This is a genomic window from Kluyvera sp. CHPC 1.251, assembly GCF_036759945.1.
GTDB lineage: Bacteria > Pseudomonadota > Gammaproteobacteria > Enterobacterales > Enterobacteriaceae > Kluyvera > Kluyvera sichuanensis.
Map to the genome: position 1 here is coordinate 1 of NZ_JAPKIC010000012.1, position 23,135 is coordinate 23,135.

Annotated in this window: 21 protein-coding genes; 16 read left to right on the plus strand and 5 right to left on the minus strand. The window is 56.4% G+C overall.

Translation table 11 applies throughout. The features are described 5' to 3' along the window. Positions 1-320: 320 nt before the first annotated feature. Positions 321-1,460, minus strand: a complete 1,140-nt coding sequence (queG, locus tag V6940_RS19440; protein WP_333496988.1) for a tRNA epoxyqueuosine(34) reductase QueG — start codon at positions 1,458-1,460, stop codon at positions 321-323. Here queG and nnr point away from each other — a divergent pair. The 15 genes from nnr (at position 1,459) to V6940_RS19515 (ending at position 19,363) form a co-directional block, all read left to right on the plus strand. Beyond that, positions 1,459-2,985 (plus strand): bifunctional ADP-dependent NAD(P)H-hydrate dehydratase/NAD(P)H-hydrate epimerase, encoded by a 1,527-nt coding sequence (gene nnr / locus V6940_RS19445; RefSeq protein WP_333496989.1) that lies wholly within the window; start codon positions 1,459-1,461, stop codon positions 2,983-2,985. The two genes, queG and nnr, sit on opposite strands and share 2 nt — an antisense overlap. Then, positions 2,978-3,439 carry a tRNA (adenosine(37)-N6)-threonylcarbamoyltransferase complex ATPase subunit type 1 TsaE gene (gene tsaE, locus V6940_RS19450; RefSeq protein WP_123651147.1) on the plus strand — a complete coding sequence of 154 codons (462 nt, stop codon included), beginning with the start codon at positions 2,978-2,980 and terminating at the stop codon, positions 3,437-3,439. The genes nnr and tsaE overlap by 8 nt, the downstream gene beginning before the upstream one ends. Positions 3,440-3,455: 16 nt before the next feature. Continuing rightward, positions 3,456-4,841 carry an N-acetylmuramoyl-L-alanine amidase AmiB gene (amiB, locus tag V6940_RS19455; protein WP_333496990.1) on the plus strand — a complete coding sequence of 462 codons (1,386 nt, stop codon included), beginning with the start codon at positions 3,456-3,458 and terminating at the stop codon, positions 4,839-4,841. Between the two features lie 9 nt (positions 4,842-4,850). Then, complete coding sequence (gene mutL / locus V6940_RS19460) at positions 4,851-6,719, plus strand: DNA mismatch repair endonuclease MutL (RefSeq protein ID WP_333496991.1); 1,869 nt, start codon at positions 4,851-4,853, stop codon at positions 6,717-6,719. Next, positions 6,712-7,662, plus strand: a complete 951-nt coding sequence (miaA, locus tag V6940_RS19465; protein ID WP_333496992.1) for a tRNA (adenosine(37)-N6)-dimethylallyltransferase MiaA — start codon at positions 6,712-6,714, stop codon at positions 7,660-7,662. Before mutL ends, miaA begins: the two co-directional genes overlap by 8 nt. Positions 7,663-7,796: 134 nt before the next feature. Beyond that, the gene (gene hfq, locus V6940_RS19470) at positions 7,797-8,102 is read left to right on the plus strand and encodes an RNA chaperone Hfq (RefSeq protein ID WP_333496993.1); all 306 of its coding nucleotides are present in this window, start codon (positions 7,797-7,799) and stop codon (positions 8,100-8,102) included. Between the two features lie 75 nt (positions 8,103-8,177). Further along, a complete protein-coding gene (gene hflX / locus V6940_RS19475) occupies positions 8,178-9,458 on the plus strand; it encodes a ribosome rescue GTPase HflX (RefSeq protein WP_333496994.1) in 1,281 nt (426 codons plus the stop codon). 155 nt (positions 9,459-9,613) lie between these two features. Next, on the plus strand, positions 9,614-10,876 hold the full coding sequence (gene hflK, locus V6940_RS19480) for an FtsH protease activity modulator HflK (RefSeq protein WP_035893322.1): 1,263 nt from the start codon (positions 9,614-9,616) through the stop codon (positions 10,874-10,876). Between the two features lie 2 nt (positions 10,877-10,878). Then, complete coding sequence (gene hflC, locus V6940_RS19485; RefSeq protein WP_333496995.1) at positions 10,879-11,883, plus strand: protease modulator HflC; 1,005 nt, start codon at positions 10,879-10,881, stop codon at positions 11,881-11,883. Positions 11,884-11,953: 70 nt separating this feature from the next. Then, a complete protein-coding gene (locus tag V6940_RS19490; RefSeq protein ID WP_064546860.1) occupies positions 11,954-12,151 on the plus strand; it encodes a DUF2065 domain-containing protein in 198 nt (65 codons plus the stop codon). A 102-nt stretch (positions 12,152-12,253) separates the two neighbouring features. Then, positions 12,254-13,552, plus strand: a complete 1,299-nt coding sequence (gene purA / locus V6940_RS19495) for an adenylosuccinate synthase (RefSeq protein WP_185669316.1) — start codon at positions 12,254-12,256, stop codon at positions 13,550-13,552. A gap of 227 nt (positions 13,553-13,779) precedes the next feature. After that, the gene (gene nsrR, locus V6940_RS19500; protein WP_035893314.1) at positions 13,780-14,205 is read left to right on the plus strand and encodes a nitric oxide-sensing transcriptional repressor NsrR; all 426 of its coding nucleotides are present in this window, start codon (positions 13,780-13,782) and stop codon (positions 14,203-14,205) included. A 38-nt stretch (positions 14,206-14,243) separates the two neighbouring features. Further along, positions 14,244-16,703 carry a ribonuclease R gene (gene rnr / locus V6940_RS19505; RefSeq protein ID WP_333496996.1) on the plus strand — a complete coding sequence of 820 codons (2,460 nt, stop codon included), beginning with the start codon at positions 14,244-14,246 and terminating at the stop codon, positions 16,701-16,703. A gap of 120 nt (positions 16,704-16,823) precedes the next feature. Next, positions 16,824-17,555: a 23S rRNA (guanosine(2251)-2'-O)-methyltransferase RlmB gene (gene rlmB / locus V6940_RS19510; RefSeq protein ID WP_035893302.1), complete on the plus strand. Its 732-nt coding sequence runs from the start codon at positions 16,824-16,826 to the stop codon at positions 17,553-17,555. Between the two features lie 185 nt (positions 17,556-17,740). Beyond that, complete coding sequence (locus V6940_RS19515; protein ID WP_333496997.1) at positions 17,741-19,363, plus strand: isovaleryl-CoA dehydrogenase; 1,623 nt, start codon at positions 17,741-17,743, stop codon at positions 19,361-19,363. Positions 19,364-19,424: 61 nt separating this feature from the next. On the opposite strand, the gene yjfN is transcribed toward V6940_RS19515, so the two are convergent. Together yjfN and bsmA are read right to left on the minus strand one after the other, a co-directional pair. After that, the gene (gene yjfN, locus V6940_RS19520; protein ID WP_305067772.1) at positions 19,425-19,712 is read right to left on the minus strand and encodes a DUF1471 family protease activator YjfN; all 288 of its coding nucleotides are present in this window, start codon (positions 19,710-19,712) and stop codon (positions 19,425-19,427) included. A gap of 116 nt (positions 19,713-19,828) precedes the next feature. Continuing rightward, positions 19,829-20,137 (minus strand): biofilm peroxide resistance protein BsmA, encoded by a 309-nt coding sequence (gene bsmA, locus V6940_RS19525; RefSeq protein WP_220439642.1) that lies wholly within the window; start codon positions 20,135-20,137, stop codon positions 19,829-19,831. Between the two features lie 206 nt (positions 20,138-20,343). Here bsmA and yjfP point away from each other — a divergent pair, with 206 nt between their 5' ends. Next, positions 20,344-21,081 carry an esterase gene (gene yjfP, locus V6940_RS19530; RefSeq protein ID WP_333496998.1) on the plus strand — a complete coding sequence of 246 codons (738 nt, stop codon included), beginning with the start codon at positions 20,344-20,346 and terminating at the stop codon, positions 21,079-21,081. On the opposite strand, the gene ulaR is transcribed toward yjfP, so the two are convergent. Next, positions 21,078-21,833 (minus strand): HTH-type transcriptional regulator UlaR, encoded by a 756-nt coding sequence (gene ulaR, locus V6940_RS19535; RefSeq protein WP_333496999.1) that lies wholly within the window; start codon positions 21,831-21,833, stop codon positions 21,078-21,080. The two genes, yjfP and ulaR, sit on opposite strands and share 4 nt — an antisense overlap. 223 nt (positions 21,834-22,056) lie before the next feature. Beyond that, complete coding sequence (gene ulaG / locus V6940_RS19540; protein ID WP_333497000.1) at positions 22,057-23,121, minus strand: L-ascorbate 6-phosphate lactonase; 1,065 nt, start codon at positions 23,119-23,121, stop codon at positions 22,057-22,059. Between the last annotated feature and the right edge of the window lie 14 nt (positions 23,122-23,135).

Consider the following 23,135-nt stretch of genomic DNA (forward strand, 5'->3'; position numbering starts at 1 on the left):
ACGACCTTGCCAAGGTCGGGGTCGCGAGTTCGAGTCTCGTTTCCCGCTCCAAATTTTCTTCCAAATCAAAAATACTTCCACAATGCGTTAAGTCATTGAGGTTGTTTTTTTCGTTTCTGAAATACTCTTGTAAACAGAGTTATCCACAGGCTGTTATCACGTTCTTCGCTCGCTAATGTTTTCTGAATTTTTACAGTTTTTCTTAACTTATTGAAATGTAATGAGATATATCATTTCAAAATGTTAGCGAGATCGCTTGACGAACTTTGGCGTGTTGAAACGCAATGTCTTTTTATTTTTACTCACAGGCTGTGAATATATCACGCATCGCGCGGTAGCCCTTTTTCCACCACTCTCACCAGACGCTGTTTCTTCGGCAGCTGCACCTCAACCACGTTCTCATTTCGACGCGTAATTTGCTGCGACACAGCCCATTCAATGTGTTCATCGAGTAGTGGGTGCTCACCTCGGCGGCTCTCCAGCGCGTTTAGCGTAGCGTCGCTCCACGGGGCGTTACCCAGCGCAACGGCGATATTGCGCAGCCAGCGCAGGTGGCCGATACGGCGAATGGCCGAACCTTCCGTCACCTTCAGGAAATGTGCTTCGTTCCAGGCGAACAGCTCGATAAGCTCAGGGGCATGCAGCGCCTTGCGCGGACTAAAGTCGGCTTCATCGGTCAGCTGTGAGAAGCGGTTCCACGGGCAGATTAGCTGGCAGTCATCGCAGCCGTAAATACGATTGCCCAATAGTGGACGAAATTCTTCCGGGATGGCGCCTTCGAGTTCGATGGTCAGATAGGAGATACAGCGGCGAGCATCAACGGTGTAGGGCTCGACGATCGCGCCGGTGGGGCAGATGGTCATGCAGGCCACGCAGCGCCCGCACTCTTCGGCTACCGGTTGATCGATGGGCAGGGGGATATCAACCAGCAGTTCGCCGAGGAAAAAGAACGATCCGGCATCGCGGTTGAGGATAAGCGAGTGCTTACCTGTCCAGCCAATTCCTGCTTTTTCCGCTAGCGGGCGCTCAAGAATAGGCGCAGAGTCGACAAACGGTCTAAAATTCAGCGAGACGCACTGTTCCTGAATCATTTCGCCGAGCTTTTTAAGGCGGTTACGCAACAGCTTATGATAATCACGCCCCAGGGCATAACGGCTGACGTAACCTAGATCGGGATTTTTCAGCGTGCTGGCAAAGGCCGCATTGGCGGGAAGATAGTTCATGCGAACGCTAATCACCCGGAGCGTACCGGGCTGCAGTTCGTGCGGACGCGCGCGCATCATACCGTGACGCGCCATCCACTCCATCTCGCCGTGATATTGTTTATCCAGCCATGCCTGCAGTTTGGGCTCGGAGGCGCTGAGATCGGTATCGGTGATGCCGACCTGCTGAAAGCCCAGTTCGGTGCCCCATTGTTTGATTTGTTGCGCTAATTGATTGAGATCGAGGGGCTGTGACATGACGGACCATACATTGACGAGTAACCCCCAAAGTATACCACACTCCATTTGGCCTGCGGATGACCTGCGTCGCGCTGAAAAAACGGCGGCACAGAGCCTCGGCCTTTCCCTTTACACCCTAATGCAGCGCGCGGGCGAAGCGGCGTTTAACCTCGCGCGTGCCGCGTATCCCGCTCGCCGTCGCTGGATTGTCCTCTGCGGGCATGGCAATAACGGCGGTGATGGCTACGAGGTTGCGCGGCTGGCGCAGGCCGCTGGTATTCAGGTGACGCTGTTGGCGATAGCCAGCGATAAGCCGCTGCCAGAAGAGGCACACGCGGCTCGTGAGGCGTGGCGTGCGGTGGGCGGCGAGATTTACCCGGCGGATTCGGATTGGTCGCAGGATGCTGATCTGATTATTGATGGCCTGCTCGGCACCGGACTACAAAGCGCACCGCGCGAGAACGTCGCGAGCCTGATTGAGCGGGCTAACGCCTTCCCGGCACCGATTATCGCGCTGGATATTCCCTCCGGGCTGAACGCTCAGACCGGCACGACGCCCGGCGCGGTTATCCAGGCCGCTCACACCATCACCTTTATCGCTCTGAAGCCAGGTCTGTTGACCGGCAAGGCGCGCGACGTTGTTGGGCATCTGCACCATGATGCGCTGGGTCTCGATGCCTGGCTGGCAACCCAGCACACCAACATTCATCGATTTGATGCTTCACAGTTGATCCAGTGGTTTGCGCCACGCCGCCCAACGTCGCACAAAGGCGATCACGGTCGTTTGGTGGTGATCGGTGGCGATCAGGGTACTGCCGGCGCTATCCGTATGACCGGTGAGGCGGCACTACGAGCCGGTGCGGGGCTGGTGCGGGTGCTGACTCGCACTGAAAACGTCGCGCCGATTATTACCGCACGGCCTGAACTGATGGTGCATGAACTGACGCCGCAGACCCTCGATGAGGCGCTGGAATGGGCGGATGCTATCGTGATTGGCCCCGGCCTGGGGCAGGCCGAATGGGGCAAACAGGCGCTGCGGAAAATCGACAATTTCCGTAAACCCACCCTTTGGGATGCCGATGCGCTGAACCTGCTGGCAATCAAACCGGATAAACGTCACAATCGCGTGATCACGCCGCACCCCGGCGAAGCCGCACGGCTGCTCAACTGTCGGGTGGCCGACATTGAGAACGATCGCTTACTTTCCGCGCAGCGTCTGGTAAAACGGTACGGCGGTGCGGTGGTGCTGAAAGGCGCCGGTACGGTCGTGGCAGATGAGCAGGGCGCGATCGGAATTATTGATGCGGGAAATGCCGGTATGGCCAGCGGCGGAATGGGCGATGTGCTTTCGGGCATCATCGGCGCATTGCTGGGGCAGGCATTATCGCCGTATGATGCAGCGTGCGCAGGGTGTATCGCCCACGGTGCCGCCGCCGATGAACTGGCGGCGCGCTATGGCACCCGCGGTATGCTCGCGACAGACCTCTTTTCCACGCTACGGCGTGTTGTTAACCCGGATGTGATTGACGTAAACCATGACTAATCGAGTGATTCCTTTATCTGACGAGCAGGCAACCCTGGACCTTGGCAACCGAGTGGCGAAAGCCTGCGTCGGTGCAACCGTCATCTATCTGTACGGCGATTTAGGTGCCGGGAAAACCACCTTTAGCCGTGGATTCCTGCAGGCGTTAGGTCATAACGGCAACGTCAAAAGCCCCACCTATACCCTGGTCGAGCCGTATCAGCTCGCCGACCTGATGGTTTATCACTTTGATCTGTACCGCCTTGCCGATCCCGAGGAGCTCGAATTTATGGGGATCCGCGATTACTTTGCTAACGATGCCATCTGCCTGGTGGAATGGCCGCAACAGGGCGCAGGTGTTCTGCCCGAGCCGGATATCGAAATACACTTAGATTACCAGGCGCAAGGGCGTGAGGCGCGCATCAGCGCGGTCTCCTCATTAGGTGAGTCTCTGCTGGCGCGGTTTGCCGGTTAATTTAAGGGATCCCAGGATGATTTTTCGCGCAAAAGGGTGGTTGATGGCCGCGCTGATGCTGGTCGGTGTACCGGCAATGGCGGCGAGTTTATCCGATATTCAGGTGGCGAACAGTGAAACGCAGGCGCGGATCACGTTCAGCTTTATGGGCGATCCAGAGTACAACTTTAGCCAGGACGACAAACGTAGCGTCGTGCTGGATATCAAACAAACTGGCGTGATTCAGGGGCTGCCGCTGCGCTTTAGCGGCAACAACCTGGTGAAAGCCATTCGTTCCGGTACGCCGAAAGACGATCAGACTTTACGACTGGTGGTCGATCTGACCGAGAACGGCAAAACCCGAGCGGTGAAGCAGCAGAATGGCGCGAACTATGTCGTGGTGTTTACCATTAACGCCGACGTTCCCCCACCGCCGCCTCCACCGCCAGTCGTGGCGAAGCGAGTGGAAACCCCAGTTGTAACGCCAGCACCGACGCAGCCGGGGCGTAACCCGTTCAGCGGCAGCCGTAACGGCGGTAGCACTACGAACAGCGGTAACGATAGCGGCAGCTTCAGCGGCGAACGCCAGCCGGCGATTGCCAGCACCGTGACGCCAACCCCGCGTCCGTCTTCCCGCGCGCGCAGTGTCTCGGGGGATAAAGTGATTATCGCTATCGACGCCGGTCACGGCGGTCAGGACCCTGGGGCGATTGGTCCTGGCGGCACGCGTGAGAAAAACGTCACCATCGCCATTGCGCGTAAGCTGCGTGGGCTGTTAAACGATGACCCGATGTTTAAGGGCGTGCTGACCCGCGACGGCGACTACTTTATTTCGGTGATGGGCCGTTCTGATGTGGCGCGTAAGCAGAATGCCTCTTTCCTGGTGTCGATTCACGCGGATGCCGCGCCGAACCGCGATGCGACCGGTGCTTCCGTATGGGTGCTCTCTAACCGTCGCGCGAACAGCGAAATGGCGGGCTGGCTCGAACAGCATGAGAAACAGTCCGAACTACTGGGCGGCGCGGGTGATGTACTGGCCAACAGCCAGGCTGATCCATACCTGAGCCAGGCGGTGCTGGATCTGCAGTTCGGCCATTCGCAGCGCGTAGGGTATGATGTCGCGACCAGCGTGATCAGCCAGCTTCAGCAGGTGGGGAATCTGCATAAACGTCGCCCTGAACATGCCAGCCTTGGCGTGCTGCGTTCGCCGGATATTCCGTCCATTCTGGTCGAAACCGGCTTTATCAGTAACAGCAGCGAAGAGCGCCTGCTGGGCAGCGATGATTATCAACAGAAGATCGCGGAAGCTATTTATAACGGTTTACGTAACTATTTCACGGCGCATCCGATACAATCCGGCCCTCGTGACGAACAGTCGCAGACCGCCAGCGCCGCGTCATCATCCAGGACGCTCGTTAACTAAGGAGTTTTCATGCCGATACAGGTTTTACCGCCGCAGCTTGCGAACCAGATTGCCGCGGGTGAAGTGGTTGAGCGGCCTGCATCGGTAGTGAAAGAGCTGGTGGAGAACAGTCTCGATGCGGGAGCAACCCGCATCGATATTGATATCGAACGCGGCGGCGCCAAGCTTATCCGTATTCGCGATAACGGCTGCGGCATCAAAAAAGACGAGCTGGCGCTCTCGCTGGCACGTCACGCGACCAGTAAAATCGCCTCGCTTGATGACCTTGAGGCGATTATCAGCTTAGGTTTTCGCGGCGAAGCGCTGGCGAGTATCAGCTCGGTCTCGCGTCTGACCATCACCTCACGGACCGCAGAGCAGCAGGAGGCGTGGCAGGCCTACGCAGAAGGGCGCGATCAGGACGTGACGGTAAAACCGGCGGCGCATCCGGTAGGGACGACGCTGGAAGTGCTGGACCTGTTCTACAACACCCCGGCGCGGCGCAAGTTTATGCGCACCGAGAAAACCGAATTCAACCATATCGATGAGATTGTTCGCCGCATTGCGCTGGCGCGCTTCGATGTGAGCATTAACCTGACCCACAACGGCAAAGTGGTTCGCCAGTATCGCGCGGTGGCCGAAGGCGCACCGAAAGAGCGTCGGCTGGGGGCGATTTGCGGCGTGCCGTTCCTTGAGCATGCGCTGGCCATTGAGTGGCAGCACGGCGACCTGGCGCTGCACGGCTGGGTGGCTGACCCGAAACACACCACGCCTGCGCTGGCTGAAATACAGTACTGCTACGTGAACGGCCGCATGATGCGCGATAGGCTCATCAACCATGCGATTCGTCAGGCGTGTGAAGATAAACTCGGCGCTGACCAGCAGCCGGCGTTTGTTCTTTATCTCGAGATTGACCCGCATCAGGTCGACGTGAACGTTCACCCGGCGAAGCACGAGGTGCGTTTTCATCAGTCCCGCCTGGTGCATGATTTTATCTATCAAGGGGTGCTCAGCGTGCTGCAACAGCAGCTGGATGCGCCTCTGCCGCTGGCGGAAGATGATGAACCGGCGCCGCGCGTTCTGCCGGAGAACCGCGTTGCCGCTGGACGCAACCAGTTTGCTGAACCGGCGGTGGCACGCGAGCCAGATATGCCGCGCTATCAAGCGCCAACCGGCGGCGGTAGCGCTGGGCGAAGTAGCGGTGGTGGTGCCAACGGCAGTTGGCCAAACGCTCAGCCGGGCTATCAGAAACAGCAGGGGGCGCTCTATCGCCAACTGCTGAATACCCCAGAGAAGACGCCGGAACCGGTAAAAGCACCGGAGGCGGATAATCTTGCCGGGCACAGCCAGAGCTTCGGGCGTGTGCTGGCGATTGTCGCCGATAGCTGTGCGCTGCTGGAGCGTGGCGACAAGCTCAGCCTGCTGGCGTTGCCGGTCGCGGAGCGCTGGCTGCGCCAGGCGCAGTTGACGCCGGGTGAGGCAACTATCTGCGCGCAGCCGCTGCTGATCCCGCTGCGTCTAAAGGTGACCGACGACGAGCGGAAAACGCTGGAGCGGGCTCAAGAAACGTTGAACCTGCTCGGCATTGAAATACTGCTCGAAGGGCAGCACGCCACGATCCGCGCCGTGCCTTTACCCTTACGACAACAAAATTTACAAATCTTGATTCCTGAACTGATAGGCTACCTGGTGGAGCAGAGTATGGTTGACGCCGGGAACGTTGCGCAGTGGCTGGCCCGTAATCTGGCAAGCGATCACGCGCAATGGAACATGGCGCAGGCCATTTCGATGCTGGCAGACGTTGAACGTCTTTGCCCGCATCTGGTCAAAGCTCCGCCGGGTGGTCTGTTACAACCCGTTGATTTAGATTCTGCGATGAACGCCCTGAGACATGAGTGACGTAACCGAGGCGAGCCTGCCTAAGGCAATTTTTTTGATGGGGCCAACCGCTTCGGGCAAGACGGCGCTGGCTATTGAATTACGTAAAGTTTTGCCAGTAGAGTTGATTAGTGTTGATTCTGCCCTCATCTATCGGGGAATGGATATCGGCACCGCTAAGCCGAGTGCGGAAGAGCTAGAAGCCGCGCCGCATCGACTGTTAGATATTCTCGATCCGTCGCAGGCATACTCTGCGGCGGACTTCCGCCGCGATGCGCTTGCGCAGATGGCGGAGATCACCGCCGCAGGGAAAATTCCGCTGCTGGTCGGTGGCACGATGTTGTATTTCAAGGCGTTGCTTGAAGGTTTATCACCGCTGCCCTCAGCCGACCCGGAAGTTCGGGCGCGGATTGAGCAGCAGGCGGCAGAGCAAGGATGGATGGCGCTGCATCAGCAGCTACGGGAAATCGACCCCGTTGCCGCTGAGCGTATTCATCCGAATGATCCGCAAAGACTTTCCCGAGCACTGGAAGTTTTTTTCATTTCGGGTAAAACTTTAACGGAGCTGACACAAACGTCAGGAGACGCTCTGCCCTATAAGGTGCATCAGTTCGCCATCGCCCCGGCGAGCCGTGAACTGCTCCATCAGCGCATTGAGCAGCGTTTTCATCAGATGTTAGCTTCAGGTTTTGAAGCAGAAGTGCGGGCGCTATTTGCCCGTGGAGATTTGCATACGGATATGCCTTCCATTCGTTGTGTGGGATATCGCCAGATGTGGTCGTACCTTGAAGGCGAGATTTCATATGATGAAATGGTTTATAGAGGAGTTTGTGCCACGAGACAGCTAGCGAAGCGCCAGGTGACGTGGTTACGCGGTTGGGAAGGGGTTCACTGGTTAGATAGTGAGCAGCCGGAGCAGGCGTTTAGCCAATTATTACAGGTAGTGGGTGCTAGTGTAGACTGAATGTGTAAAATTGAGTCGTATCGTGCGCAATTTTCAGAATCGTAAGGTTCATACGCAACATCGCTCAAGTTGCCGCAATGCGGCTTGAAAGACGACGTGTATAAGTACAAATAAGCATATAAGGAAAAGAGAGAATGGCTAAGGGGCAATCTTTACAAGATCCGTTCCTGAACGCACTGCGTCGGGAACGTGTTCCAGTTTCTATTTATTTGGTGAATGGTATTAAGCTGCAAGGGCAAATTGAGTCTTTTGACCAGTTCGTGATCCTGTTGAAAAACACGGTCAGCCAGATGGTCTACAAGCACGCAATTTCTACCGTAGTTCCGTCTCGTCCAGTTTCCCATCACAGCAACAATGCTGGCGGCGGCACTGGCAGCAACTACCACCACGGTAGCAACGCGCAGAGTTCTGCGTCGCAAGACAGCGAAGAAACCGAATAAGGTTGATGGCTGTTTATCCATGTCGGGGAGCCGGATTATTCGGGTTCCCCGCTGGTATTTCAGGAGATATAACGCTTGTTTGACCGTTATGACGCCGGTGAGCAGGCGGTGCTGGTACACATCTATTTTACGCAAGACAAAGATATGGAAGACCTCCAGGAGTTTGAATCTCTGGTCTCTTCCGCCGGCGTCGAAGCATTGCAGGTGATTACTGGTAGCCGTAAAGCGCCGCACCCAAAATATTTTGTTGGTGAAGGTAAGGCTGTCGAGATTGCGGAAGCCGTCAAAGCGACGGGCGCTTCCGTTGTGCTGTTCGATCATGCACTTAGCCCAGCGCAGGAGCGTAACCTTGAAGCCCTGTGTCAATGCCGGGTTATCGACCGTACCGGTCTGATCTTAGATATTTTCGCCCAACGTGCGCGTACCCATGAAGGTAAGCTGCAGGTTGAGCTGGCGCAGCTGCGCCATCTGGCCACGCGTCTGGTGCGCGGCTGGACACACCTTGAAAGACAAAAAGGCGGTATCGGTTTACGCGGCCCGGGTGAAACCCAGCTCGAAACCGACCGTCGTTTACTGCGTAACCGTATTATGCAGATCCTCTCGCGCATTGAGCGAGTAGAGAAACAGCGTGAGCAGGGACGTCGTGCCCGCGTGAAGGCCGATGTGCCAACGGTGTCGCTGGTGGGTTACACCAACGCCGGCAAATCGACGCTGTTTAACCATATTACGCAGGCGGAGGTTTACGCCGCCGACCAGCTGTTTGCGACCCTTGACCCAACGCTGCGTCGTATTGACGTGGCGGACGTGGGCGAAACCGTGCTGGCGGATACCGTAGGCTTTATTCGTCACCTGCCGCACGATCTGGTGGCGGCCTTTAAAGCCACCTTGCAGGAAACCCGCGAAGCGACGCTGTTGCTTCACGTGATTGACGCAGCGGACGTTCGGGTACAGGAAAACATCGACGCGGTGAACACGGTTCTCGAAGAGATCGACGCGCACGAGATCCCAACCCTGCTGGTGATGAACAAAATCGATATGCTGGACGATTTCGAGCCGCGTATTGATCGTGATGAAGAGAACAAACCTATCCGGGTGTGGCTGTCTGCGCAAACCGGGGTAGGCATACCACTCCTTTTTCAGGCGTTAACCGAACGGTTAGCCGGCGAAGTTGCGCAGCACACGCTGCGTTTACCTCCGCAGGCCGGGCGTTTGCGTAGCCGCTTTTACCAGCTTCAGGCAATTGAAAAAGAGTGGATGGAGGAGGACGGCTGCGTCAATTTGCAGGTTCGTATGCCAATTGTCGACTGGCGTCGCCTCTGTAAACAAGAACCGACACTGGCAGACTACGTCGTCTGACCGTGCAGCTTGCCTGAACATTAGCCCTTTGGGCACCCAGCGGTTCAGATCGCCTCAACGCGACCGTCACCACCAGGAAGGCGATGACGGTTAACCGCGAAAAGATCTGAACTGGGAAAAGGTATATCACCGCATAACAAATATGGAGCATAAACATGGCGTGGAATCAGCCCGGTAATAACGGACAAGACCGCGACCCGTGGGGAAGCAGCAATAATCAAGGCGGCAACTCCGGGGGGAATGGAAATAAAGGCGGTCGCGATCAGGGTCCGCCGGATTTGGATGATATCTTCCGTAAGCTGAGCAAAAAGCTCGGTGGATTTGGGGGCGGTAAAGGGGGTTCCGGCAACGGAAGTTCAACCCAGGGGCCGCGTAGTCCTATGGGCGGACGTATTGTCGGTATCGCTGCCGCAGCCGTTGTCGTCATCTGGGCGGCCAGCGGGTTCTATACCATTAAAGAAGCCGAGCGTGGTGTCGTGACGCGCTTTGGTAAGTTCAGCCATCTGGTTGAGCCGGGTCTGAACTGGAAGCCGACCTTCGTTGATGAAGTCACTCCAGTGAACGTTGAAGCGGTTCGCGAACTGGCCGCGTCCGGCGTGATGCTGACCTCCGACGAAAACGTCGTGCGCGTTGAAATGAACGTGCAGTACCGCGTGACCGACCCGCAGAAATATCTGTTCAGCGTGACCAGCGCTGATGACAGTCTGCGTCAGGCTACCGACAGCGCCCTGCGTGGCGTTATCGGCAAGTACACCATGGACCGTATTCTGACCGAAGGTCGTACCGTTATTCGTAGCGATACCCAGCGCGAGCTGGAAGAGACCATCCGTCCGTACAACATGGGTATCACCCTGCTGGACGTCAACTTCCAGGCCGCTCGTCCGCCGGAAGAGGTGAAAGCCGCGTTTGATGATGCGATTGCCGCACGTGAGAACGAGCAGCAGTACATCCGTGAAGCGGAAGCGTACACCAACGAAGTGCAGCCACGTGCGAACGGTCAGGCGCAGCGTATTCTGGAAGAAGCGCGTGCGTATAAGACTCAGACCGTACTGGAAGCACAGGGTGAAGTGGCGCGCTTTGCGAAAATCCTGCCGGAATATAAAGCCGCACCGCAGATTACCCGCGAGCGTCTCTATATCGAGACCATGGAAAAAGTGCTTAGCCATACCCGCAAAGTGCTGGTTAGCGACAACAAGAATGGCAACCTGATGGTACTGCCGCTGGATCAAATGCTGAAAGGCGGCAACGCCCCGGCAGCAAAGAGCGATAGCAGTGGTGCGAATAACCTGTTGCGCCTGCCGCCTGCGTCCTCTTCCAGCAGCAGCGCAAGCAACACGTCGTCTGCCAGTCAGGGCAATATCATGGACCAACGCCGCGCTAACGCGCAGCGTAACGACTACCAGCGTCAGGGGGAATAACGATGCGTAAGTCAGTTATTGCGATTATCATCATCGTGCTGGTAGTGCTTTACACCTCTATCTTCGTGGTTAAAGAAGGCGAGCGTGGGATTAAGTTCCAGTTCAGCAGCGTCGTGCGTGACGGCGACAAGAAACCGCTGATTTATGAGCCAGGTCTGCACTTCAAGGTGCCGTTCATTCAGTCGGTGAAAATGCTCGATGCCCGTATCCAGACCATGGATAACCAGGCCGACCGTTTCGTGACCAAAGAGAAAAAAGACCTGATCGTCGACTCTTACATCAAGTGGCGCATCAGCGACTTTAGCCGTTACTTCCTGGCGACCGGCGGCGGTGACGTCTCCCAGGCCGAAGTACTGCTGAAACGTAAGTTCTCTGACCGTCTGCGTTCTGAGATTGGTCGTCTGGACGTGAAAGACATCGTTACCGACTCCCGTGGTCGTCTGACGCTGGAAGTTCGTGACGCCCTGAACTCCGGTTCTTCCGGTGCTGAGGACGAAGTGGCTACGCCAGCTGCGGATAACGCGATTGCCGAAGCCGCTGAGCGTGTAGAGCAGCAGGCAAACATCAAAGGGCCAACCATTAACCCGAACAGTATGGCGGCGTTAGGGATTGAAGTGGTCGATGTGCGTATTAAGCAGATCAACCTGCCTGCAGAGGTTTCTGAAGCTATCTACAACCGTATGCGCGCCGAGCGTGAAGCTGTTGCCCGTCGTCACCGTTCACAGGGTCAGGAAGAGGCAGAAAAACTGCGCGCTACCGCTGACTATGAAGTGACGAAGACGCTGGCAGAAGCTGAACGTCAGGGTCGTATCATGCGTGGTGAAGGTGATGCAGAAGCCGCTAAGCTGTTTGCTGATGCCTTCAGCCAGGATCCAGACTTCTATGCCTTCATCCGTAGCCTGCGTGCGTACGAAGCGAGCTTCGATAGCAATCAGGACGTGATGGTACTGAGCCCGGATAGCGACTTCTTCCGCTACATGAAGAACCCAGGCAACACGACGCGTTAATCGCGCGCAAGCCTGAACAAAACCACCGCCTCCTTTGGGAGTCGGTGGTTTTCTTTTATAAGGATGATCAATGAATTCCACAATCTGGCTGGCGCTTGCGCTGGTGTTAGTGCTTGAAGGCCTGGGGCCGATGCTTTATCCGAAAGCCTGGCGCAAGATGATTTCTACGATGACTCAATTACCGGATACGATGTTACGTCGATTTGGCGGTGGTCTTGTGGTCGCTGGAGTCGTGATCTACTACATGTTGACGAAAACGATTGGCTGATTAAAAAGAGAACACTAAAGCACGATTTTATGGGTAAAAAGTGCTGTATATCTGAAAAAGCGATGGTAGAATCCATTTTTAAGCAATCGGTGATTTTGAAAAATGGGTAACAACGTCGTCGTACTGGGCACCCAATGGGGTGACGAAGGTAAAGGGAAGATCGTCGATCTTCTTACTGAGCGTGCAAAATATGTTGTTCGCTATCAGGGTGGTCACAACGCAGGCCATACTCTCGTAATCAACGGTGAAAAAACCGTCCTCCATCTTATTCCATCAGGTATTCTCCGTGAGAATGTAACCAGCATCATCGGTAACGGTGTTGTGCTGTCTCCGGCTGCGCTGATGAAAGAGATGAAAGGCCTGGAAGACCGTGGTATCCCGGTTCGCGAACGTCTGCTGCTTTCCGAAGCATGCCCGTTAATCCTCGACTATCACGTCGCGCTGGATAACGCTCGCGAAAAAGCTCGTGGTGCGAAAGCTATCGGTACTACCGGTCGTGGTATCGGTCCTGCTTACGAAGATAAAGTGGCTCGTCGCGGTCTGCGCGTGGGTGACCTCTTCGATAAAGCAACCTTCGCCGACAAACTGAAAGAAGTGATGGAATATCACAACTTCCAGCTGGTGAACTTCTACAAAGCTGACGCGGTTGACTACCAGAAAGTGCTGGACGATGTGATGGCGGTTGCCGACATCCTGACCAGCATGGTTGTTGACGTTTCTGACCTGCTGGATCAGGCTCGTCAGCGCGGTGACTTCGTGATGTTCGAAGGCGCGCAGGGTACGCTGCTGGATATCGACCACGGTACCTATCCGTACGTGACCTCTTCCAACACCACCGCAGGTGGCGTAGCAACCGGTTCTGGCCTTGGCCCGCGCTATGTTGACTACGTACTGGGCATCATCAAAGCGTACTCCACTCGCGTGGGTGCCGGTCCATTCCCGACCGAACTGTTTGATGAAACCGGTGAGTTCCTGTGCAAGCAGGGTAACGAATACGGCGCCACTACCGGCCGTCGTCGTCGTACCGGCTGGCTGGACTCCGTTGCCGTGCGTCGCGCAGTGCAGATCAACTCCCTGTCCGGCTTCTGCCTGACCAAGCTGGACGTTCTGGACGGCCTGAAAGAAGTGAAGATCTGCGTGGGCTACCGCATGCCGGATGGCCGCGAAGTGACCACCACTCCGCTGGCAGCTGATGATTGGGAAGGTATCGAGCCAATCTATGAAACCATGCCGGGCTGGTCTGAAACCACCTTTGGCGTGAAGGAACGTAGCGGCCTGCCACAGGCAGCGCTGGACTACATCAAGCGTATTGAAGAACTGACCGGCGTGCCGATCGATATTATTTCGACTGGCCCAGACCGTACCGAAACCATGATCCTGCGCGACCCGTTCGACGCATAATTCTGGTTCGTCGTGCAGCGCCCGATGGCGCTGCGCTTATCAGGCCTACTACTCGGTAGGCCGGATAAGACGTAAAGCGTCACCATCCGGCTTAATCGTGCGTTAAATCCTCGCTTTTTCCTTCCCGAACTGAAATAAATTAGCGGCTCAGTCGCTGGCTGGTTTATCATCAATATAATTAATATCAACAGGCTCACCCTGTTTTTCCCCTTTTTCCTGAGGTTGATGTGCAGTTAACAAGTTTTACCGATTATGGACTACGTGCGCTGATCTACATGGCGTCACTGCCGGAAGGCAACATGACCAGCATCTCGGAGGTAACCGAGGTCTACGGCGTGTCGCGTAACCATATGGTTAAAATAATCAACCAGCTCAGTCGCGCCGGATACGTGATGGCCGTGCGGGGAAAAAATGGCGGGATCCGTCTGGGTAAACCAGCAAAGGATATCCGCGTCGGAGACGTGGTGCGTGAACTCGAACCGTTATCGCTGGTGAACTGCAGCAGCGAATTTTGCCATATTACGCCAGCCTGTCGTTTGAAACAGGCGCTTGCTCAAGCCGTGCAATGTTTTCTCAAGGAGTTGGATAACTACACACTGGCTGATTTGGTTGAAAAGAATCAACCACTATATAAATTATTGCTGGTGGAGTAACGACTCCCGCCAGCAGCGATGATGACGGAGGAACCGACATGTCAAAAGATCCTTTCCTGGAACGCGAAGCAGAAAAATATTCGAATCCTATCCCGAGCCGGGAATTTATCCTCGAACACTTAACAAAACGCGAAAAACCGGCCAACCGTGAAGAACTGGCCGTCGAACTCAATATTGAAGGCGAAGAGCAGATTGAAGCGCTGCGCCGCCGCCTGCGCGCTATGGAGCGCGATGGGCAACTGGTCTTTACCCGCCGCCAGTGCTATGCGCTGCCGGAACGTCTCGACCTGCTGAAAGGCATGGTCATCGGCCACCGCGATGGCTTCGGCTTCCTGCGCGTTGAAGGCCGTAAAGACGACCTGTATCTGTCGAGTGAACAGATGAAAATGTGCATGCACGGCGATGAAGTGCTGGCACAGCCGCTGGGCGCGGACCGTAAAGGCCGCCGCGAAGCGCGTATCGTCCGCGTACTGGTGCCGCGTAATGCGCAGATCGTCGGCCGCTACTTTACCGACGCCGGTGTGGGCTTTGTCGTCCCGGACGACAGCCGCCTGAGCTTTGATATCCTCATCCCGCCTGAGTCGGTGATGGGCGCACGCATGGGCTTTGTGGTGGTGGTCGAACTGACCCAGCGCCCAACCCGCCGTACCAAAGCGATTGGTAAAATCGTTGAAGTGCTGGGCGACAACATGGGTACCGGCATGGCCGTTGAGATGGCGCTGCGCACCCATGAAATTCCCTACGTCTGGCCGCCAGCGGTTGAAGCACAGGTTGCCGGGCTGAAAGAGCAGGTGCCTGAAGAGGCGAAAGTGGGTCGTGTAGATCTGCGCGACCTGCCATTGGTCACCATCGACGGCGAAGACGCCCGTGACTTCGATGATGCGGTCTACTGCGAGAAAAAACGCGGTGGCGGCTGGCGCCTGTGGGTTGCCATTGCTGACGTCAGCTACTACGTGCGCCCACCGACGCCGCTGGATGGCGAAGCGCGCAACCGCGGTACATCGGTCTACTTCCCAACGCAGGTTGTGCCAATGCTGCCGGAAGTGCTCTCCAACGGCCTGTGCTCGCTGAACCCGCAGGTTGACCGCCTGTGTATGGTTTGCGAAATGACCATCTCGTCGAAGGGCCGCTTAACCGGCTTTAAATTCTACGAAGCGGTGATGAGTTCCCACGCGCGTCTGACCTATACCAAGGTCTGGCATATGCTGCAGGGCGACCAGGAGCTGCGTGAACAGTACGCGCCGCTGGTGAAACACATTGAAGAGCTGCATAACCTCTACAAAGTGCTGGATCAGGCTCGCGCTGAGCGTGGCGGGATCTCGTTTGAGAGCGAAGAAGCGAAGTTCATCTTCAACGCCGAGCGCCGCATTGAGCGTATCGAACAGACCCAGCGTAATGACGCGCACAAACTGATTGAAGAGTGCATGATCATGGCGAACATCTCGGCGGCGCGTTTCGTCGAGAAAGCTCAGGAGCCTGCGCTGTTCCGTATTCACGACAAGCCAACGACCGAAGCGATTACCGCGTTCCGTTCGGTGCTGTCTGAACTTGGCCTCGAACTGCCTGGCGGCAACAAACCGGAGCCGCGTGACTACGCCGAGCTGCTGGAATCCGTCGCCGACCGTCCTGACGCCGAAATGCTGCAAACCATGCTGCTGCGTTCGATGAAACAGGCTATCTATGACCCGGAAAACCGCGGTCACTTTGGCCTCGCGCTGCAGTCCTATGCGCACTTCACTTCGCCGATTCGTCGTTATCCTGACCTGTCACTGCACCGCGCCATTAAGTATCTGCTGGCGAAAGAGCAGGGCCATAAGGGCAACAGCACCGATACCGGCGGCTACCATTATTCGATGGAAGAAATGCTGCAGCTGGGTCAGCACTGCTCGATGACCGAACGCCGCGCTGACGAAGCCACCCGTGACGTATCTGACTGGCTGAAGTGTGACTTCATGCAGGATCAGGTGGGTAATGTCTTTAACGGCGTGATCGCGAGCGTGACCGGCTTTGGCTTCTTCGTGCGTCTGGACGAGCTGTTCATCGATGGTCTGGTTCATGTTTCTTCACTGGACAACGACTACTATCGCTTTGACCAGGTCGGTCAGCGTCTGATTGGTGAATCTGGCGGCCAGACCTATCGTCTTGGCGACCGCGTGGAAGTTCGCGTGGAAGCGGTCAACATGGACGAGCGTAAAATCGACTTCTCGCTGATCTCCAGCGAGCGCGGTCCGCGTAACGTCGGTAAAACCGAGCGCGAGAAAGCGAAGAAAGGCAGCGGCGGCAAGCCGAACGCCAGCCGTCGTCGTCAGGCGGGCAAGCGCACGAACTTTGAGCCGGACAGCGCCTTCCGCGGTGAGAAGAAAGGTAAAGCGAAAGCTAAACCGGCTTCTACCGAGAAAGGGGCGGCGAAGAAGGCCAAAAAGCCTTCTACCAAAACCCAGAAAATCGCCGCAGCGACCAAAGCTAAGCGCGCCGCGAAGAAGAAAGTAGCGGAATAACCTCATTCCCCTTACCCCGACCCTCTCCCCTTAGGGGCGAGGGAGGGCTGTTCCTCTCCCTTCCAGGGAGAGGGCTAGGGGGAGGGTAATCACAACGTAGAATTAACAACGAGTATATTCATGAGTGAAATGATTTACGGCATCCACGCAGTGCAGGCACTGCTGGAGCGCGCGCCTGAACGTTTTCAAGAAGTTTTTATTCTGAAAGGCCGCGACGATAAGCGCCTGATGCCGCTGATCCATGCGCTCGAAGCGCAGGGCGTGGTGATTCAGCTGGCGAACCGTCAGTTCCTGGATGAGAAAAGCGAAGGTGCCGTGCACCAGGGCATTATTGCGCGCGTGAAGCCGGGCCGTCAGTATCAGGAAAACGATCTGCCGGATCTGATCGCTTCGCTCGACAGCCCGTTCCTGCTGATCCTCGACGGCGTGACTGACCCGCACAACCTCGGTGCCTGCCTGCGTAGCGCCGATGCCGCTGGCGTGCACGCGGTTATCGTCCCGAAAGACCGTTCGGCGCAGCTGAATGCGACGGCGAAAAAAGTAGCCTGTGGCGCCGCCGAAAGCGTACCGCTGATCCGCGTAACCAACCTGGCGCGTACCATGCGTATGCTGCAGGAAGAGAGCGTCTGGATTGTTGGCACCGCCGGTGAAGCGACCCACACGCTGTATCAGAGCAAAATGACCGGCGCGATGGCGTTGGTGATGGGGGCGGAAGGCGAAGGTATGCGCCGTCTGACCCGCGAACACTGCGATGAGCTGATCAGCATTCCAATGGCGGGCACCGTATCGTCGCTGAACGTCTCCGTGGCAACCGGCATCTGCCTGTTTGAAGCGGTGCGCCAGCGCAGCTAACCGCCTGATGGCGCTGTGTTTATCAGGTCTACAAAGCCTGCAGCCCGTCCAGGCGAAGCGCCGCCGGGTTCTGCGTCAAACCACGCTCTGTATGATCTAAGCCACCCTTTCGGGTGGCTTTTTTATTGTGCATCTTCCCTGACCGTCCATACTTAACTGGTTGCCCATTGACGGAGGGAGACACAATGAATTGGCAAACACATACCGTTTTTAATCAACCTATCCCTTTAAATAACAGCAACCTGTTCCTCTCTGACGTCGCGCTGCGTGAGGCTGTTACCCGCTATGATGCCGGCTGGGACAGCGAGCTGCTGGCGAGCATCGGCCAACAGCTTGGCACCGCCGAGTCGCTGGAGCTTGGCAGACTTGCCAACGCTCATCCTCCTGAACTATTACGCTATGACCCACAGGGGCAGCGGCTTGACGATGTTCGCTTTCACCCCGCCTGGCATCTGCTGATGCAGGGGCTTTGCGCTAACCGGGTGCATAACCTTCCCTGGGAGGAAGAGGCCCGCAGCGGGGCGTTTGTCGCTCGCGCCGCGCGCTTTATGCTGCATGCGCAGGTGGAAGCCGGCACGCTGTGCCCCATTACCATGACCTTTGCTGCCACGCCGCTGCTGCTAAAAACACTGCCGCCGCTTTTTGCCGACTGGCGCTCGGCGCTGCTTAGCGATCGCTATGATCCGCACCAGCTACCGGGTGCGCAGAAACGCGGGCTTCTGATCGGCATGGGGATGACCGAAAAACAGGGTGGTTCGGATGTGCTGAGCAACAGCACGCGGGCGGAACGGCTGGAGGACGGCAGCTATCAGCTTACCGGGCATAAATGGTTTTATTCGGTGCCGCAAAGCGATGCGCATCTGGTGCTGGCACAGGCCAGCGGCGGGTTAACCTGTTTCTTTGTACCGCGCCTGCTGCCTGATGGCACCCGCAATGCGATTCGCCTTGAGCGGCTGAAAGACAAGCTTGGCAATCGCGCCAATGCCAGCAGCGAAGTGGAGTTCCAGCAGGCGCTTGGCTGGCCGCTGGGCGAAGAGGGCGACGGTATCCGGCAAATCCTCAAAATGGGCGGACTGACGCGCTTTGACTGCGCGCTGGGCAGCCATAGTCTGATGCGTCGCGCGCTGTCGGTAGCGCTGTACCACGCCTTCCAGCGTCAGGCATTTGGCCATAACCTTGTCGACCTGCCGCTGATGCGCCAGGTGCTGGGGAAAATGGCGCTCCAGCTGGAAGGGCAGACCGCGTTTATGTTCCGTCTTGCCAGCGCCTGGGGTCAGAATCATCAGCCACAGGAGGCGCTGTGGGCGCGTCTTTTCACCCCAGCAGCCAAATTTGCCATCTGCAAGGCGGGCATTCCGTTTGTGGCGGAGGCGATGGAGGTGCTGGGTGGGATCGGCTACTGCGAAGAGAGCGAGCTGCCGCGCCTGTACCGGGAGATGCCGGTTAACAGTATCTGGGAAGGCTCAGGCAATATTATGTGTCTCGACGTGCTACGAGTGCTGGTGAAGCAGCCGGATGCCGTGGCGCTGCTGATGGCTGAATGCAATGAGGTGAAGGGCCAGGATCGGCATTTTGACCGGCACTGGCGGCAGCTACAGCAGCGGCTGCGGAAGCCTTCCGAATCTCAGGGACGTGAAATCACGCATCAGCTGTACCTGCTGGGGGTTGGCGCACAGATGCTGCGTCATGCGTCGCCGCCGATGGCTCAGGCCTGGTGCCGGATGATGTTGGATCCGCGAGGCGGTGCGTTGCTCAATGAGGCGGTGATGAATGACCTGCTGTGTCGGGCGACGGGCGGAGGACGATAGGCAAGAGAAGCGGGTGGAAGAGGCGTGACGAGCGTAACGCTTCTTCCACTAGTGATGAGTGTTAGGCATAGATAATCGCCTGTGCACGCCAGTTATCCTGCTGGGGCTCTTCATACATCTGCACAATACGATACCAGGAAGCGCCCTGTTCATCCGCCTTACGGGCGATGACCTGTTCGACATCTTCCAGGCTTCCGGTGACGTTATTCACCGAAATCAGCCCAATTTCATTTAGCCCCGTTACGCAGTCTGCGCTGGCGAACTCTGCAGATTGCGCCGCCGCGGCATGGCTGCCGCCTGACAAAAGCAGGGTAGATAAGGTAAGTGTTTGTTTCATCGTCAGCTCCATTTCACATAACCCAGTGGGGGCAGTCCATAGCAGACGCATATCCTGTATCCAGACAGAGGCGCCATTGTGCATCAGGGAAACGTGAAACGGTGCAAACCTACGTAAAGCTCGTAAAACTACTTACGGTAAAGGATGGCCTGCGCATACCACTGGCCTGGCACTACGGTGTCATCCATCATGACTATCACGTAGTAATCTGCCTTTTGCGCGGTGACTTTCTCTTTGATAGACGCTTCAACATCCATCGGAGAGCCAAACACCAACGCGCTAACCGTACCCATGCGCTGCAAACCTTCCGTCTGGTTGCGGCGAATCTCCTGCGGGTGGTCGGTGACCGGTGGAGGCGCTTCAGGAGTGCCTTCCAGAATGGTACAACCGCTCAACAAGAGCGCCAGCAACAGTGGGATAAACCGTCGTTTAGCCATTTCCCGTTTCCTGATAGTCATAGTGTAGTGGGGAAAACATTTCGCTTTAGGCGAATGTTCCTGATTTGTTAACCATAGCGCTATTTTCGAATGAAAATATCACGATTTCGTAACCGGGTTCTCAATGTTATAAATCAGGGGTATTGTCGTCATCATACTGCATCAATTTTCGTATGCCATCTCAGCATAGCTAAAGGAGATAACCCATGATTGAACTGGAAATGCGTACCCTGGCAGGACAGCAAATTTTGCATGCTTACCCAAAGGGATGTAGTGAAAAGGCGCTTCCCAGCATAGTGTTTTATCACGGTTTCACCTCGTCGAACGTTGTTTATAGCTATTTTGCCGTGGCGTTAGCGCAGGCGGGCTTTCGGGTGGTGATGCCCAACGCTGCCGAGCACGGGGAGCGCTTTAACGGTGATGGCGCCGAGCGGCTACAGCATTTCTGGCAGATTCTGGTGCAGAACTTTACCGAGTTCCCGGCGCTACGCGATGCGCTACTGGCAAGCGGGCTGGTGAGCGATGGGCGGTTAGCGGTGGCGGGAGCCTCGATGGGTGGCATGACCGCGCTGGGGCTGATGGCGCAGCATCCGGAGCTGAAGTGCGTGGCGAGCCTGATGGGGTCGGGCTATTTCACTTCGCTTTCCCAGACCTTATTCCCACCGTCAGCAGCAAACACCATCGAGAAGGCGCGCCTGCTGGCACCGCTGGCGAAGTGGGATATCGGACATCAACTGGCACGTCTGGCGGACCGGCCTTTGCTGCTCTGGCATGGAGAGGAGGATGATGTGGTGCCGGCGGGGGAGACGTTCCGTCTACAGCAGGCGCTATGTGAGTCCGGGTTGGACGCGCGTCTTACCTGTGTCTGGCAGGCGGGCGTTCGCCACCGTATTACGCCTGAAGCGCTGGACAGTACGGTGGCCTTTTTCCGCCAGTATCTTTAAACGCGGATGACCTTCACACCCTGATCCTCAAGCTTCTTGAGGATCTCCGGATCAGCCTGTTTGCCGGTGATCAGCATATCGATCTCATCGGCGCGGCTGAACAGCATGCCCGCCCGTTCGCCAACCTTGCTGCTATCGACCAGTACCACAAGTTTACCCACCACGTTCAGCATTTTCTGTTCTGCCATGGCGGTGAGCATGTCAGTTTTGTATAACCCCTCCGCCGTCAGCCCTTTGCCGCTGGTAAACATCCAGTGCCCGGCGTACAGGCTGTTTTCGCTGCCCTGTGGGCTGAGCGTGATGGCGTGGCTGCGGTTGTACTGCCCGCCCATAATGATCACGCTGTCGTGCTCTTGATCGATAAGGTAATTCGCCAGCGGCAGATAGTTGGTGATGATCTGTACCGGTTTGCCGCAGATCTCCTGACCCACCAGGAAAGCGGTCGATCCGCAGTTGATCACCACGCTTTCACCTGGCATCACCAGCTGCGACGCCGCTTTCGCGATGCGCACTTTCTCGTCGTGATTTTGTGCCTGGTGAATGTTCATCGGTGACCAGCGCGGGCGCTGCTGGTTTACGGCCTCGGCGCCGTTGCGCACTTTTTTCAGCTTGCCGCTTTCATCAAGCTTGTTGATGTCCCTGCGGGCCGTGGCGGGTGAGATCCCCAGACGGGAAATCACCTGCTCTACTGTTATAAAACCCGCTTGCGCCAGCAGGTCCAGTAGAATCTGATGTCTTTGCGCTTCCGTCATGAGCTAATCCGAAAAAAAATGATGATTAAAGATGATATTTGAAAAATAGCCAAAATACTAAAAGTATATGGGCTATTTCCCGGAGTCGATGCTGATGCATCTCGTCCGGGCGACAGAGTGGGGAGGCCTGATAAGCGTAGCGCCATCAGGCAACACGGAGCAGGATGCCGGATGGCGGCGTAACGCCTTATCCGGCCTACAAAGGTTCGCTCGGCCCCTAAATTTACAAGAACGATTTAAACGGCAGATCCGGCTCAATGGTAAAGCAATCATCGAAGCCGCGCGGATAGTGATATTCGAAGTTATCTTTATCCAGCGGCCAGGTAAACTTGCCGCCAACCTGCCAGATAAACGGCTTGAATCCGTATTTCAGGCGATCTTTTTTCATTTCCCACAGCACGCGAATTTCCTGAGGGTCGGCCTGGAAGTTTGACCAGATATCGTGGTGGAAAGGGATCACCACTTTGGTGTTCAGCGCTTCGGCCATACGTAGCATATCGGCGCTGGTCATTTTGTCGGTGATTCCGCGCGGGTTCTCGCCGTAGGATCCTAGCGCCACGTCGATATGGTGCTCGTTGCCGTGTTTGGCGTAGTAGTTCGAGTAGTGGGAGTCACCACTGTGATACAGGGTGCCGCCCGGCGTTTTGAACAGGTAGTTTACGGCGCGCGCGTCCATACCGTCCGGCAGAATGCCAGCGGCTTTTTGATCGGCAGGCAACGTAATCAGTGCAGTGCGATCAAAGGCATCAAGTGCATGAATTTCAATGTCTTTTACCTTCACCACGTCGCCTGGTTTCACCACGATGCAGCGTTCTTTTGGTACGCCCCAGCCCACCCACAGATCGACGCAGGTTTGTGGCCCGATAAACGGCACATCGTCCGCGCAGTTCTGCATGACGGCGGCCGCCACGTTCACGTCGATATGATCGTTATGATCGTGAGTTGCCAGTACCGCGTCGATCTGACGGATAGCGAACGGATCCAGCACAAACGGCGTGGTACGCAGATTCGGCTGTAATTTTTTCACCCCCGCCATGCGCTGCATCTGGTGACCCTGCTTCATCAGCGGGTTGCCGTGACTCTGTTTCCCCGTACCGCACCAGAAATCGACGCAGATGTTGGTGCCGCCCTGTGATTTCAACCAGATACCGGTGCAGCCCAGCCACCACATCGCAAAAGTGCCCGGCGCGACCTGCTCCTGCTCAATCTCTTCATTCAGCCAGCTACCCCATTCAGGAAAGGTGCTCAGGATCCAGGATTCTCGCGAGATGGTTTCAACTTTACTCATCGTGTTTTCCTCTT